15 protein-coding genes are annotated in these 12,843 nt (G+C 46.0%); 11 read left to right on the plus strand and 4 right to left on the minus strand.

Annotated features, from left to right (window positions below; all coding sequences use genetic code 11):
* Positions 1 to 221 precede the first annotated feature (221 nt).
* The 7 genes from NSQ57_RS23240 to NSQ57_RS23270 all read left to right on the plus strand — a co-directional run bounded on the left by NSQ57_RS23240 (position 222) and on the right by NSQ57_RS23270 (position 4,317).
* Entirely contained in the window at positions 222 to 824 is a 603-nt protein-coding gene (locus NSQ57_RS23240; RefSeq protein WP_239645239.1) for a hypothetical protein, read from the plus strand.
* A 39-nt stretch (positions 825 to 863) separates the two neighbouring features.
* On the plus strand, positions 864 to 1,508 hold the full coding sequence (locus tag NSQ57_RS23245; RefSeq protein ID WP_165146082.1) for an immunity 50 family protein: 645 nt from the start codon (positions 864 to 866) through the stop codon (positions 1,506 to 1,508).
* Positions 1,501 to 1,908, plus strand: a complete 408-nt coding sequence (locus NSQ57_RS23250; RefSeq protein WP_029518555.1) for a hypothetical protein — start codon at positions 1,501 to 1,503, stop codon at positions 1,906 to 1,908. The genes NSQ57_RS23245 and NSQ57_RS23250 overlap by 8 nt, the downstream gene beginning before the upstream one ends.
* Positions 1,909 to 2,086: 178 nt before the next feature.
* Positions 2,087 to 2,716, plus strand: a complete 630-nt coding sequence (locus tag NSQ57_RS23255; RefSeq protein WP_340957152.1) for a hypothetical protein — start codon at positions 2,087 to 2,089, stop codon at positions 2,714 to 2,716.
* A gap of 83 nt (positions 2,717 to 2,799) precedes the next feature.
* Entirely contained in the window at positions 2,800 to 3,327 is a 528-nt protein-coding gene (locus NSQ57_RS23260) for an SMI1/KNR4 family protein (protein ID WP_340957153.1), read from the plus strand.
* Entirely contained in the window at positions 3,311 to 3,871 is a 561-nt protein-coding gene (locus NSQ57_RS23265) for a hypothetical protein (protein ID WP_069010045.1), read from the plus strand. Before NSQ57_RS23260 ends, NSQ57_RS23265 begins: the two co-directional genes overlap by 17 nt.
* A gap of 2 nt (positions 3,872 to 3,873) precedes the next feature.
* Positions 3,874 to 4,317 (plus strand): immunity 26/phosphotriesterase HocA family protein, encoded by a 444-nt coding sequence (locus tag NSQ57_RS23270; protein WP_029518559.1) that lies wholly within the window; start codon positions 3,874 to 3,876, stop codon positions 4,315 to 4,317.
* A 61-nt stretch (positions 4,318 to 4,378) separates the two neighbouring features.
* Here the strand turns inward: NSQ57_RS23270 and NSQ57_RS23275 are convergent, their stop codons facing one another.
* The gene (locus NSQ57_RS23275) at positions 4,379 to 4,918 is read right to left on the minus strand and encodes a hypothetical protein (protein ID WP_209947771.1); all 540 of its coding nucleotides are present in this window, start codon (positions 4,916 to 4,918) and stop codon (positions 4,379 to 4,381) included.
* A gap of 424 nt (positions 4,919 to 5,342) precedes the next feature.
* Here NSQ57_RS23275 and NSQ57_RS23280 point away from each other — a divergent pair, with 424 nt between their 5' ends.
* The gene (locus NSQ57_RS23280) at positions 5,343 to 6,002 is read left to right on the plus strand and encodes a DNA gyrase inhibitor YacG (RefSeq protein ID WP_069010047.1); all 660 of its coding nucleotides are present in this window, start codon (positions 5,343 to 5,345) and stop codon (positions 6,000 to 6,002) included.
* Entirely contained in the window at positions 5,983 to 6,342 is a 360-nt protein-coding gene (locus tag NSQ57_RS23285; protein ID WP_176715670.1) for a hypothetical protein, read from the plus strand. Before NSQ57_RS23280 ends, NSQ57_RS23285 begins: the two co-directional genes overlap by 20 nt.
* On the opposite strand, the gene NSQ57_RS23290 is transcribed toward NSQ57_RS23285, so the two are convergent.
* The gene (locus NSQ57_RS23290) at positions 6,332 to 7,966 is read right to left on the minus strand and encodes a DUF6138 family protein (RefSeq protein WP_069010048.1); all 1,635 of its coding nucleotides are present in this window, start codon (positions 7,964 to 7,966) and stop codon (positions 6,332 to 6,334) included. The two genes, NSQ57_RS23285 and NSQ57_RS23290, sit on opposite strands and share 11 nt — an antisense overlap.
* A gap of 157 nt (positions 7,967 to 8,123) precedes the next feature.
* Between NSQ57_RS23290 and NSQ57_RS23295 the strand changes: the two genes are divergently transcribed.
* Both NSQ57_RS23295 and NSQ57_RS23300 read left to right on the plus strand, forming a co-directional pair.
* The gene (locus NSQ57_RS23295; protein ID WP_342425368.1) at positions 8,124 to 8,900 is read left to right on the plus strand and encodes an SMI1/KNR4 family protein; all 777 of its coding nucleotides are present in this window, start codon (positions 8,124 to 8,126) and stop codon (positions 8,898 to 8,900) included.
* A gap of 17 nt (positions 8,901 to 8,917) precedes the next feature.
* Entirely contained in the window at positions 8,918 to 10,339 is a 1,422-nt protein-coding gene (locus NSQ57_RS23300; protein ID WP_340933496.1) for an SMI1/KNR4 family protein, read from the plus strand.
* Positions 10,340 to 10,407: 68 nt separating this feature from the next.
* Here NSQ57_RS23300 and NSQ57_RS23305 read toward each other — a convergent pair whose 3' ends face one another.
* Both NSQ57_RS23305 and NSQ57_RS23310 read right to left on the minus strand, forming a co-directional pair.
* Positions 10,408 to 11,022 carry a TetR/AcrR family transcriptional regulator gene (locus NSQ57_RS23305; RefSeq protein WP_340886656.1) on the minus strand — a complete coding sequence of 205 codons (615 nt, stop codon included), beginning with the start codon at positions 11,020 to 11,022 and terminating at the stop codon, positions 10,408 to 10,410.
* Between the two features lie 25 nt (positions 11,023 to 11,047).
* Positions 11,048 to 12,532, minus strand: coding sequence for an NAD(P)/FAD-dependent oxidoreductase (locus NSQ57_RS23310; protein WP_209947763.1), 1,485 nt, complete (start codon positions 12,530 to 12,532; stop codon positions 11,048 to 11,050).
* Positions 12,533 to 12,843 lie beyond the last annotated feature (311 nt).

The raw sequence follows: 12,843 nt of genomic DNA on the forward strand, positions 1-12,843 counted from the left end.
GAAGGGAGCATATCCGTTATCGTTGAATCTGTTCATGTAACTCAACATACGGCCGCAAGGCGGCTCAGGCCGTTCCATATATGACTTTCCTAGTATACGCGAAGTTGAACTGGTTTCCAAACGATTTTAATGAACAGGACCACAGTCTATATAAAAGGTGAATTCGATCTTCATGTCATATATTATGGTATAAGAATTGGTAATTCATGAATAAAGGATGGATGCTTGTGGTTAACAACTTGCATTATAATTTTATAATGGCCGGTTCCTTGTCGGAGAAGCACACTTTGTTTGCTGAAGAGTGCTTTACTAACCTGTTCGATTGTTTTGAAACGCTCCTGAATATATCAGGAATCCGCAATACCCGTGTGTCTATCTATCAATCCAAGAAAGCCAAACACGGTAAGATCCGCTGGGACAAGCAGGAACTGCTCCGCATTGTGACCGATGATGAATTGACTCCTTTGATGCTGGTTATAGAGGCGCCTAGTATCAAATCGTCCTATAACAAAGGGACGACGCCGGAAGTGTACATTCTTTTGTCCAATGGCCCTATGGGTCAATCTCCCAACAATTGCGGGATGCTTGTTTCGATCCGTCAGGACGTTTATAAACGTATTGACCGAACAAGCGTGGAAGACGTTATGCTGCGGCTCAGCCAGTTAATAAAGGCAAACAAACTGTTACATAGCTCGCGCAACTTTTATGCTGGCAGTAAAGCACGCGCCATTATGGATATTCTTCCATTTATGCTCGAACACGATACCCCGGATATGAAGTATGTTTTTCAATCGTGGACTCCGTTCCCTTTACCACACACTTAAACAATCCGTCATACTATTAACCCCAGGAGGCTGCAATTTATGCAAATTCAAGTTCAAAAGGTTGAAAAAAAAGAGAACGAATATCTCATTCATTATCAAGCCGGGGGAGCGTTGCCGTTCGTTCCGCATGATATTGTTCTGATCCATGGCAAACAGTATTTTATAGGCACGATTTTGAAAGTAGAGCCGGAACAGGCCCTTGTCCGTATTAATCCGGAATATGAAGACCAACTGGCAGGGTCCATCGGACTGGAGCTGGCTTTCTCTCCAACTGTTTCTATTCAAGGTGCAGACAGCATTGTCGAAAAGCTTGGCTATTTCCCTCCCTTTCATTATGACCGAATTACAGCTGCTAATATGACGAAAGACCAGATTACGCTGACGATTGAGCTATCCTACGCTAGCGTGCTTGTCCCTAAATCACCGGATCTGGAGCCTTCAACTGAGGCACCTGTAATCCCTGAAGCTCCAGCAAAAGACGTCCCACGCTATGCAGTGACTTTTACATTTCTGGAAACTAAAGAGCATGTATTAAGCCCTGTAGAAACAGAAAATATCATTTTGCAACTTGACTTCCGTTATGAAGAGGCTGATATGGTCGTTGACATCGATGCCTTGTCAGGGCTGTCAGGCAGCTTTCTGTGCAGAGGTATCCGCGCAGAGATTACGGAACTGAATGAATAAACAGGAGGCTCGCGAGCTGTTACGCTGTCATTCTTTTATTCACGATGATCTGGAGCATCCCAAAATGCGAAGCGGATTTCTAGGGATGCTTCGCCCCTTTCAAGGCGAACTGATTGAGGATAATTTTCATGAGCTCATGACTATCATTGAAGTTCTGGCAGATGAGTTGGAGAAACCGTCCGTAGAACGGGAGCTTATATCCGCTCTGTGGGGGATTTGCCAGTATACACGGGCATGGGCGTTGCATCCTGATGGTATGCTGCAGCGAAATCACCTGCTGACCGTAGAGCAGATTAGTACGCTTGACGATTGGATTGATACGATCTCCTATGCGGTTATGGTACTGCTGGAGGGTGGCGGACCAGAAGAAGCTTTATCGAACTACAGACACGAGAGTTGATCCGCAGTGATACATATATCTTAGTCAAGGGGGCCGCTTTTGCATTGCTTCGCGTACATAAAAGCATGCCTTTCGCACAACATGCTCTGAAACAATTAGTTGAGCATGAAGAATTCCGTGCATCTGCCAAACGGGAGCTTTCCACATAATCGACAACCAAAGGAGAATCACTCTACTTATGCGTGTAAGAATATTTATATTCATATTTATTATCGGAATTATATGTGTGCCTGCGTATTTTATTATGAGCAGCTTTGGATTATTTCAAAATGAAAAGGTGCTTGTACATTACAAGCTTGCCATTGAGGTAAAGGATAAAAAGTATGATGCCTGGCCTTTAATCAGTAGCTATGCCGCTATAGATAAAAGAGGGGACAGTCGTCAGCTCTACTACCAGGCGGAGGGCTCAGGCTTAGAGTATCTGTTTCAGCTAGCCTATGGACAATATGAACTCCGACCCTCCAAGGAAAATCCTTTTCTGGACGGAGGAGTCCACTATACCATGGATCATCCCGAGTATGTGCGTGAGGAAAAGGAGTATGAGAATGCTAACGACTACACGGAATTAACCCATTTTTATAATCAGCAGGAACGGATGATTTATACCTATAATCCCGAAGCCAAGCTCGATAAAACATACGTCCGTTCCATCATCACCGCTGGGATGACTCGCACAACTGGTAATTCAAGCCGTCCGGTTAAGGATGACTATATCAATATCAGTAAGCTGTTTAAGGATAAGCTAGGAGTGAATGTGAAGGTAGATGTGGATGAGGACAACAAAATCGTCACCCTATCGATGACATGATTTCACATACGATGTACCGCTGCGTCGTCTCATTTCCAAAAAAGAGATTTATGGTTTACTAGAATCAAGGGGGCTGGTTGTTGATGTCATTCGCAATTGAATCAGGGCTTTTGCCTGCCCAGATCGCAGCATTGGAGGAACAGATACAGCATATATTGCCCGCTGGCTATAAACGTTTTCTTTCACAATATAACGGATTTTATGTAGCCGCCCCTTTTTATTGCAATGTGCCCTTCGATCGAGTGGATAACGGAGACATTGATTTGACTTGTTTTTTCGGATATGAGGTATCCAACAAAAATCATGACCTTCTAGCGATTAATGATGAATTTCTGGATGAAATCAATCATGTCGAGAGCGCTTTGTTGATTGGTGCAGATGCGGGCGACAATTTTTACGTTCTGACATGTAAGGACTACACCCCGTATGTGTACTACTGGGACCGCACACATCTTCATGCCTATGATGACAAACTGAACTATGATATTGCAGAGCAGGACGAATGCGGACATTTGTATCTGGTGGCAACAGACTTTACAACGTTTTTTAATCAGGTAATTGAACGACTCAACGAGCAGAAAGGAAGGCCTAATGATGACAGAAATACATAATGCTAAGCAGGGACCGGCTTATTTGGAGGGTTGGGTTGTACCCGAAAACCCCGAGGCATGGGTCGAGCAGGAGTGGACAGGTACGCTTCGTTCACAGGCAGGACATACGAAATTCCACATTTTTTATTACGGAGAACTTATGGACGAGCTGATCACTGGTACTGAATTTGCACCCCAACTCATTATTGCAGAAGATGCAGTCACAGGTGAACAGATCGTGATTTTTGACGGAACCCGCCATGGTTACGATGCTCTGCTATGCGAAGTTTATACCAAGGAGCAGCAGAACAATCGCACTCCCCTGCTGCCCTATCTGGACGAAGATGGTGAAGATACTTTCGAGGTAAGCGTAACTGCCTTTTATAATGTGGATTGGGATGACGAGTTTGCAGACGATGTAGATGAGAATGGGCAGTTAGAGCTGATCAATGGCGAACGATGCGATTTTGAAGATGCGAAGCGGAACGGCTATGATGCGATCAGCATTACGATTACCAGCGCTAAAGGTCTAAAAACAGAGATCCTTCAGGAAGAGCTGGCCTGACGATGGTGTTCAAAAGAATCAAACATCAGGAAGGCGATATTTTTGTTATCCCCCTGCATGACGGCCGATTTGCGGTATGTCAGGTGATCTGCGCACTGTATGGTAGATTCAAAAAAGCGTTCTCCTTCGGGGTTCTATCCATAGGCCAGAATCAAGCGTACGGAGGTGAAACGACATATCTTCCGTTTACAAATTATCGCGGCCGATTTGAAGTTATATTCACCGCCACCCAAAATCTGACGAAAGGAGTATGGCCCATTATCGATCATCGCCCTCTTTCCGAGGAACAACAGCAGCTAAAATATTTTAATTGCGCGGGCCATCTATACTGTGGGGATGAATATATACGCAATCTGGAACTGGAAGAATATAATCAATATACGGTAATGGGCGTGGCTGGATATGAGTTGGTACAGCAATATTTAGCCCAATATGATGACCGCTAGGAAGAATAGCAGCACAAATAACCACCTTGAAGTTTGAATGCCAAGGTGGTTATTTGACCTGTTAAAAGGGTTCAAACGTATATGGGAATGATGTACGCTCTGTCCCCAATACCGACTTCACGCGCTCTTCATCCACCAACGCTTCGACGAGGCTATACAAATCCGAGGCTGCATACCGAAAATTGCCCCATGTGCGCAGATTCAAAGCATAGATTGGGAATTCCCCCCGTTCACCAGGCGATTGAATATCCCAGATCAGCAAGTCATCCTCTCCACTGGAAGCGAAAGGGACCGCATGCTCCAAAAGCTCCGGAAAACCATCTGGCTCCAGCGCCGCTTCTTGTAAAACCTCTTCTGATTCCAGTACATCATCAAACCAGGCCCGCCAGTTATGACAACGATGAAGCCATGAATCCGGGTGATCGCCAAGAGGAATATGAATGTTCCATAAGCCGCATAGTCGCCCGTAACCAAGAGTTTTGACATAATCTATATAAGAAGGCGGAAAGCCCATACCATTTTCAAAACGATGCTCTATTAGAAAAGCCTCATCATAGTAAGCCTGGAATTGCGGACGCTGTAGTCCTGTAAAAATGCTCATGCTCGCCCTCTCCTTTCGCGCATCTTTATTCACCTTTTCGCTCTTAGGCACATTGAAAAGGTCTTTTTCAAGTGTTAAAATGGGAATAAGATGTATATTCTAAAAAAGAGTGAAGATGCGTCAACATCCTCACTCTTTGGCAACAGCCGCTTTTAAGGGCGGTGGCTGCAAGTTCACGGTATTCGAAATAGACCGGTTCCTACCACGGGCGGTCTATTTCTTTTTATGGAAGGAAAGAATCAGAATCACCAACGTTGCGAATTGAATCATCAACATTAAGGTGTCTTTAACCTCCACAGGCCTCACCTCCCTCACAGGAGACTAGCCGACCGCCCATCTAAGCCATTCTGTTGTTAAGGAATATTATAACATATGAAATATAAAAAGTACGTTTTTACGATCTTTCCGAAAAGGAGGAACGAACATGGAGCAAAAACGCTTCAAAGATGAATATGGATACAAATATGACTTTAGCGCCGTGATTAGAAGAGGAGAACAGGTAACTGTTCACTGCCCCCGTTGTCAGGGCCAAGCTTTTATTTCCATATCCAAAAAAGACTGTTATTACGTCGTTCGATGTTCTCATTGTTACTACACATATCAGCAGCCCGAATCTTATACATTCTATGCACGCGGCGTATGCAACCATTGCGAACGGTATTTTAATATCGAAATCCATGATGACCGAACGAAACTCCATAAAAATACAAATATAAACTGTCCGCACTGTGAGACACGCAATCAGGTTCCGGTGCATCGTGTGCAATCACGCGAATGGCATACGAACGTGATCCAAAACGGAAAAGACCCTATTTTCCAGCTCCAGCTGTACTTCCTAGATTACTATCGGGGGAAACCTGTCTGGGCTCTTAACCGGATACACCTGAATTACCTGCTCTCCTATATCTCTGCCGAGTTGCGAGAAAAGCCTGCATCCGGTATGATGCGTACGGCTTCCCACTCCATTCCCAGGTACATTAAGGATGCGAAGAATCGCCAGTCCATCTTAAAGATATTACAAAAGCTACAGCATAAGCCAGCGGCTAAGAGAGGAGTCTCCATACATGAGCATACAAACTTTTGACAGCCTTGAAGCACTGGTCCATGCCGTTGACCAAACAGAAATCAATGAATGGGTATTTGCCAATCTGAAACATGTTCAAAGTAATCCGCTCAATTCTACCTATTACATCATTCCCGAGGAAGAATTGTGGGAACTGGAGGATGCCGGTCTCACCGTCACCAATCATCGTGATGAAAGTATACCTGCATCTCTGCCAGACCATCAGGTGCAATCTTGGCTGGAGGTGGCGACTGTACAGGATGTCATTGAAGTGTTACGCCACAGCGGAAGCGAGCCGGATATTGAACGCATTGCGCAAGGACTGCGATATTATCATGAATATGATGCTTTTATGGAATAAGCGTTTCCAGCAGCTCTTTTACCTCAGGGACAGCCTGCTTCAGGCTGTTTTTTAGTTTCTTCGCGCCACCCCATATACGATAAACAAGCACCTCTTGTTCGTAGTTCTCCAGCTTCTTAAGCTCCTCCACCAATACCTGTGCCTGCTCTACGGTTTCAATTCCGGATGACTTCAGTGGTTTGGCAGACTCGTTGCCTGCCAGTAGAACCCTCGTCCAAACGGGTATCGTGTCCGGTGTCAGTCCGTGTGCGTCAGCAAATACAGCGGCGTAACCGTCCTGTACGGACTGATGTTCACTGTCCACCAGCTTCATATAACGATTCACTAATGGGAAATAGTTCTTTCCTTTTAGGCCCAGTCCCATCACCGCATAGGTTCCCGGCATTGCCGACTTTTCACCGGGCTCTACATCGTTATACCACTTGAACTCTTCCATCACGACCTCAGCATATTCAGCCAGCAACGGATGCAGCGCAGGATATTCAAGTGCATTGGCGAAGAAACGATGCAACGTAGATTTAGCCAACTTGGGTACAGGCAGGTAGTTTTTCACCTTGCTTTTGAACTTCATCCGATATTCCTTGGTAAAGCCCTTTCTTAAAATATCGCATAAATATACGAGTGCTTCTCTATAGCTCTCTTCTTCCTCTGAACGAATCTGAACCTCCAGCGTTTGCAAAATATCATTGGCTTGGCAGATGACTCGCTCACTTGTATATAACGCTGGGATGCTTCCTGATCCGTTCTTAAGCCACTGGGCTGCCTGATCCGAACCCAACTGTGCAGCAATCTCCAAATACTTCTGCCGTGCATCGGCATCGGTCGAGCCCACCCGCATCGCGGTAAGCAGGAACATCTCCATGGCTGGCGCGGGAATTTCCGAAGGGAGAATATCGGGCTTCACTTTATAATCCAGTCCATAGCTTTTTTCCCGATCCGCATACTTCAGCAGAAATTCATCCTCAGCCCAATGCTTTAAGCCACTGCTGAGCTGATACCTCCATGCTTCCTCACGCTTGCGGCTGACCTTCACTTTGGCATCCATTCGATTCAGCAACTCATTCATCCGCTGGGCGTTTACAGGGTACAAATGAGGATCAAGCAAGTGTCTCACTAAGAAGAAATCGTCCTCTTCCTTCGGGATAGCTTTACTGGAGGGGTTGAGCTTCTGCTCTACAAACTGTTGGATAGTGGCTAACAGTTGCTGCCGTTTATCTTCATTTAGGAGTGAGAATGTAAAATGATTGGCCTTATTCTCCAAGACCACTTCCAGATGAAAATCCAGTCGATAACGAAAGAACATGGAGCTGAATTCTTCCGAATTAAATAGCGCCTCTATCTTTTCCTTGAACATAGGCATCCATTCGTCCTGCACCTGCTGCAATGTTACCCCATCTGTAAACCCAGAAATTTCCGCATCCGGTCTACGACGATCCCAATCAAACGGTTCGTGGGTATCCACCCACAGCCCATCCTTCTTACAAGTAACTTTTAAGTATTCATGAATCCCTTCGTGAAGGACGCTTTTGATTTGGAATTCGGCGATGCGCTTTTGCTCAGAAGCGTATGTCTGGTCAATCTCCTCAAAAATTGGACCGATGTAGGCTTGTACCCCTGATGTCATAAGATGTGTTCCTCCTTCGTCCCCTCACAAATTGTAGTTCCTACGGAATTAAGATAGACTAATCTATAACTATTTTATTTCCTGATTATAGCATATCTCTCATTTACTTTTGGACTCTACCCCTATAGATAGAGTGCCGGAAAGCAGGTGTATTCATATGTATTGGGTTTCCACACAACATACGACGGTGGCTGCCGAAGAACTGACAACTTTCGAACATACCTATGGATTAACTTTACCACCTCCCTATGTAGCATTCCTCACCCGCTATGGGCCTGGTACCTTTTGCGGACTGCTGGTGATTGAACCGCCTGATGCTCAACTATTACAATCCTATGCGGATTACGAACTGTGGAGGCATGATGATAACTGTCCGATCACCGTGCAACAGCTAGGCGAGTGCGTGGTCATCGGTAGCTCCATAGATGGGGATTTCCTAGCGGTGCACCCTCAGGTCGAAGGTTTGCTTTGGCTACCGCGACATTCGGAGGTCATTACTAAGAAGCCATTAGATGTTCAGGTTCCATTTACAGATACACTGGAGCATATACTACAGGATGAATTCGGAAGAATAGAGCCATTCCCCCGTTATTTCGAACCTGTCAGTCTGGATAGAGCAGCAACATTTCTACTATTTAATCCACCCGAGACGGAGGAAGCTTGCGGTTCAGCCCATCCGAACGATCAAGCCTTGCAAATAGCTCCAGCATCTATACAGGTATTGGCTCAGCGTTTTAAACAGCATTTTGACTCAAATCTATGGATTGAAAACGAGCATATCTGCATGGCTTTTCTTCAGACTCTAGGCGGATATGTGCGTTTTAACTATGCATATGGACGCGAAGTGGCGATCATTTATGAACCCACAGCGATAGCACTTCGTGATGAAATTCTAGCATTCTTGCAAAAAGAGCATTGCCAGGTTGTAGAGTAAGAGGAGGACAAATACGAATGACAGTACATTTTGAACGAACCTTAGAAAAGCTGGGACAGATCGCCGATCGTCTGAGACAAGGTGGGATGTCTGACGTGGTATACCAATGGTCGAAGGGGATTTCTACAAGTGAACTAACTGAGCTGGAGGAACGGCTGCAGATGCCTTTGCCTGCCTCCCTGTCTGAGTTGATAAAGCGGTGTGGCAGCTTACATTTGCTATGGTGCCTCCCTCAACACTGTATTGTAGCCGATGAACCGGCTTGTTCATATGAAAGCAGTAATGGCCTTGAACAAGAACCGAATATCCTCGACGATATCACAGGAGAATTTGGCTGGAATCATGAGTATATTGGCTATTTTACATCTTATGGGGAAGATACCGACTCAGCAGCGGACGAGCAACGATATCTGATCCTTAATTATAATGGTGCGGGTGATCCGATACTGCTTGATATGGCGACATCCGCAACAGAGCCAGCGGTGTTCTGTTATGATCATGAGTTGGATCAGTTTACGCTGCTCGCGGAAAATCTACCTGCCTATATAGAAACCATGCTCACCTTGCACGGACTATGGCTGTGGGATTGGTCTAATGTGTCAGACGAGCATGGCATTCAGCTAAACAGTCCACCACTACAACTGTGGCAACGCTGGTTGGACATGTTTTGTACGATGAAGCTGGAGGATGCGCAGTCGTTGGAGACGCTGATCCATTACACCACCATGCATGGCGTAGATCATCCTGCTGTGGTGCAGGCTTTTCAAGCCTATGATCCAAAGGATATTTTTCTTGCCTGGGAGCAGCACTGGCAGAACATTCAACATAGCCAGGTTCCATTCTCTACATGGGCCGTTTGGGTAGGGGAGACCGCAGGGGTTGGGGCTGCTGATTGGGTCCGCTCCTTGTGGGAACCGGAAACCGCGCAAGTATGGACATCTTTAGCACAAAACAATACCCTACATGCTAAGGGTGCATTTGCGTCCACACGCGCCTATCTGAGCGCCCGCTGCCTACCCGGGCAGGAAGGCTTGGTATGTGTTTGCAATCACCTGCTACAGCATTCGGTTGCAGATGGCAAATTAGAAGGATACACCGCTAATGGGCAGCTACAGCATTTTCATTCACCGCAGGTCATTAACTGGATACGGGATAAGGTCAATCATCCGGTCGATGGCTGGGCAGTACTTTTCGCCTACTCTTGTCCTACAGCTGAGCAGGTGATTGAATGGCTATCCAGTAGTGAGCTTCATCAGAAGATTGCAACGGAGGGGCTAGATATTATGATTCATCGGGATCTTCTGCCCGCTCTGGAAGCAGACGCTTGGGCCAATATCTCAGATCTGCTTCTTGCTTCTTTGCAGCTCGTGATGCTCAAAAAAGATAAACGTCGTATTGAAGCCGTGCTTAAGCAGCTTTCAGATTTGGAACTTCGTTAATCTTTCGGAAGGGTCGTATGCGGATTCACATGTACAGTGATGTGAGGTAAAGAAAGTTAGCCGCTGCATCAGCGGCTTAACCCCTTGAGGAAAGTATCTATAGTAAATGAAATCAATTCATCATTTGATTGTGCCATAGGAAAATCAAAATTCAGGAGCAAAGAAGTCAAGCCGTGCAGCATACTCCATACAGAGCTGGCGAACAAGCGCTCATCTCCTTGAATGATGGAACCCTCCTCCATAACGGCTTTGAGCCCAGCTTCAAGAAGCTCAAAGCCTTTAAGGCTCCCACTGTCTATAAGACTAACCAAGCTTACAGATTCCAGGTTGCTGATAAACAAAATGTTGTAATATTCCGGGTTAGCCGTTCCAAAACGAACATACGCATCAGACACCGCCTTCAGTGTGTCCAGAGCGTTCAATCCCGCTGCCTGTGCTTCATCCGCACGTTGCTGAAGAGCCTGCAGAAACAAGGCATTTCCTTCTAGCAGGAGTTCAATTACAATTGCTTCCTTATTGGCGAAATAATGATAAATAGTTGTTGGTGAATATTCGATCTGATCCGCAATTTTGCGCATGGAGACTTCAGCATACCCTTGATTCAGAAAAAGCGATCGGGCGGCCTCAATGATTTTCCGGCGGATCTCATTGCTTTCACGTTCTCGGCGTTTGATATGTTTCATGAGTAGATGTACTTGCCCTTTCTGCCTACCCCAATTTGGCGGCGATACGATCAGCTTCCATTATACCCGATTCCATAACCCCTTGAAACCCGCCCCCAGGCTGTGTCCAGGCCCCTACCAATGATAGACGCTTTACTGCTGATTTGTGCTTGAGCCTTTTTATACCGGACTGCCGAACCGTTTGTGCGTAGCCATAAACAGCCCCGTCGGGATTAGCGGTATAACGCTGCATCGTGCGTGGTGTGCCCAATTCGGCTACCATCACTTTGCTGCTAAAACCCGGATACAGCTGTTCAAGGCATCCCAATATCTGCTGTGTCACGGCTTCTTTTTTGGCTTTGTATTCGGGACGTGCGGCAGGCCAGTTCTCCAATCTGTCCAAAAATGTAATTGCGATGACACCCTTTCCCGGTTCATTGAGCTTAGGGTCCATGGCGTTATAATTCGTGAGCATCCAGTTGCCTTTCGTATACTGGCCGCTCATCATTACTTCATAATCTGTCTCCGAATCCGGCTCATTACGCAGGATTAAGTCTTCTTCGGTGATGCCAAGCTCATGAGGTTCACATGATAATCCCAGATATAGCTGGGTGAGAGACGTGCCAGTCTCCAAACTGCTGACAGCTTCCAGCTCACGACGGGCAGCATCATGGTTTTCCAGTAGACGGCCATAGGTATGATGGGGACTGATACCAGACACAATCCAGTTGGCTTTATATACATCCCCTTTTTTCAGACGGACACCAGCAGCTTTACCACGTTCGAGTATAATCTCAGATACCTGACTGCGCAGGTGAACTTCTCCTCCCGCTGACTTAATAGCGTCAACCAGTGCATTGGATAAAGCCTGTGCGCCTCCCTCAATGTAATACGTCCCCTCCATGTGGTAGCCGATCCAGGGAATAAAAAAATACAGGGCCGCAAGTCGCTTTGGAGGCAATCCGTAATAGGCCCACAGCGCGGTGAAAAATTCCGTGAAGCGGTCAGATAACCCAAACTGGCTTACAGCTTCCCAGGTGGTCATTTGCGTCCAGCGGAAAAAGGTCCCAGCTTTGAGCAGGCCAACCGCCTTGCGCCAGGAAGTGAGAGTAGAAAAAGCAGAAAAGCCTGTTTCAAAACGACGAATGCCCGCGAATAGACTGTCAATGGCTTTCACCTCAGTAGGAAACATGTTCTTGAGGAGCTGCACATACTCCTGAACATCGGACGGAATATCAATGTTCTGGCCTTCCCAACGAATGGAGTAAGGGTGCTTTTTGCGGAGAGGAACAATTCGCTGGTCCGCATTACAGGCCTTCAGCATCTGACCAAAGCTTCCTTCCTCGAGTCCGCCGACACCATGCAAGGAGACATCAAAGGTATATCCCTTTCTTGTAAATTCAGTTGCGAAACCGCCGGGCAGAGTATGGCTCTCAAAAACAGCTGTTCGGTAACCGAGCGCAGAGAGTCTTGCTGCACAGGATAAGCCACCCAATCCTGCACCGATGACAATAACATCATATTGGTTCATGATTTCATCCCCTTTTTTTAACATCGTTATATAAGTTAACAGTGTTAAGTTAAGGAGATTATATACCATAATATTACCGTTGCCAAAGTAAAACTTTTTTAATAAAACATCAAAAATGTAGCGCTTTCACTTGTCAGATTCCAATGAAGGTGCTATCCTTCAAGTGGGATTGTTACTGAAAAGGCAAAACCCGAGTACACTTGTGTACCCGGAGTTTGCCTTTTTTTTTAATTTGTATGGATTCCACAGCATACAGTTAACCATCCCGAACATGTAGTAAGCGCTTTAAAAAAATGACACCAAAGGAGATT

The sequence above is a fragment of the Paenibacillus sp. FSL L8-0502 genome (assembly GCF_038593055.1).
Taxonomy (GTDB): domain Bacteria; phylum Bacillota; class Bacilli; order Paenibacillales; family Paenibacillaceae; genus Paenibacillus; species Paenibacillus polymyxa_D.

Coding starts and splice junctions, on each gene's coding strand:
- NSQ57_RS23240 (WP_239645239.1), top strand. CDS start 222: ATGCTTGTGGTTAACAACTTGCATTATAATTTTATAATGGCCGGTTCC.
- NSQ57_RS23245 (WP_165146082.1), top strand. CDS start 864: ATGCAAATTCAAGTTCAAAAGGTTGAAAAAAAAGAGAACGAATATCTC.
- NSQ57_RS23250 (WP_029518555.1), top strand. CDS start 1,501: ATGAATAAACAGGAGGCTCGCGAGCTGTTACGCTGTCATTCTTTTATT.
- NSQ57_RS23255 (WP_340957152.1), top strand. CDS start 2,087: ATGCGTGTAAGAATATTTATATTCATATTTATTATCGGAATTATATGT.
- NSQ57_RS23260 (WP_340957153.1), top strand. CDS start 2,800: ATGTCATTCGCAATTGAATCAGGGCTTTTGCCTGCCCAGATCGCAGCA.
- NSQ57_RS23265 (WP_069010045.1), top strand. CDS start 3,311: ATGACAGAAATACATAATGCTAAGCAGGGACCGGCTTATTTGGAGGGT.
- NSQ57_RS23270 (WP_029518559.1), top strand. CDS start 3,874: ATGGTGTTCAAAAGAATCAAACATCAGGAAGGCGATATTTTTGTTATC.
- NSQ57_RS23275 (WP_209947771.1), bottom strand. CDS start 4,918: ATGAGCATTTTTACAGGACTACAGCGTCCGCAATTCCAGGCTTACTAT.
- NSQ57_RS23280 (WP_069010047.1), top strand. CDS start 5,343: ATGGAGCAAAAACGCTTCAAAGATGAATATGGATACAAATATGACTTT.
- NSQ57_RS23285 (WP_176715670.1), top strand. CDS start 5,983: ATGAGCATACAAACTTTTGACAGCCTTGAAGCACTGGTCCATGCCGTT.
- NSQ57_RS23290 (WP_069010048.1), bottom strand. CDS start 7,966: ATGACATCAGGGGTACAAGCCTACATCGGTCCAATTTTTGAGGAGATT.
- NSQ57_RS23295 (WP_342425368.1), top strand. CDS start 8,124: ATGTATTGGGTTTCCACACAACATACGACGGTGGCTGCCGAAGAACTG.
- NSQ57_RS23300 (WP_340933496.1), top strand. CDS start 8,918: ATGACAGTACATTTTGAACGAACCTTAGAAAAGCTGGGACAGATCGCC.
- NSQ57_RS23305 (WP_340886656.1), bottom strand. CDS start 11,022: ATGAAACATATCAAACGCCGAGAACGTGAAAGCAATGAGATCCGCCGG.
- NSQ57_RS23310 (WP_209947763.1), bottom strand. CDS start 12,532: ATGAACCAATATGATGTTATTGTCATCGGTGCAGGATTGGGTGGCTTA.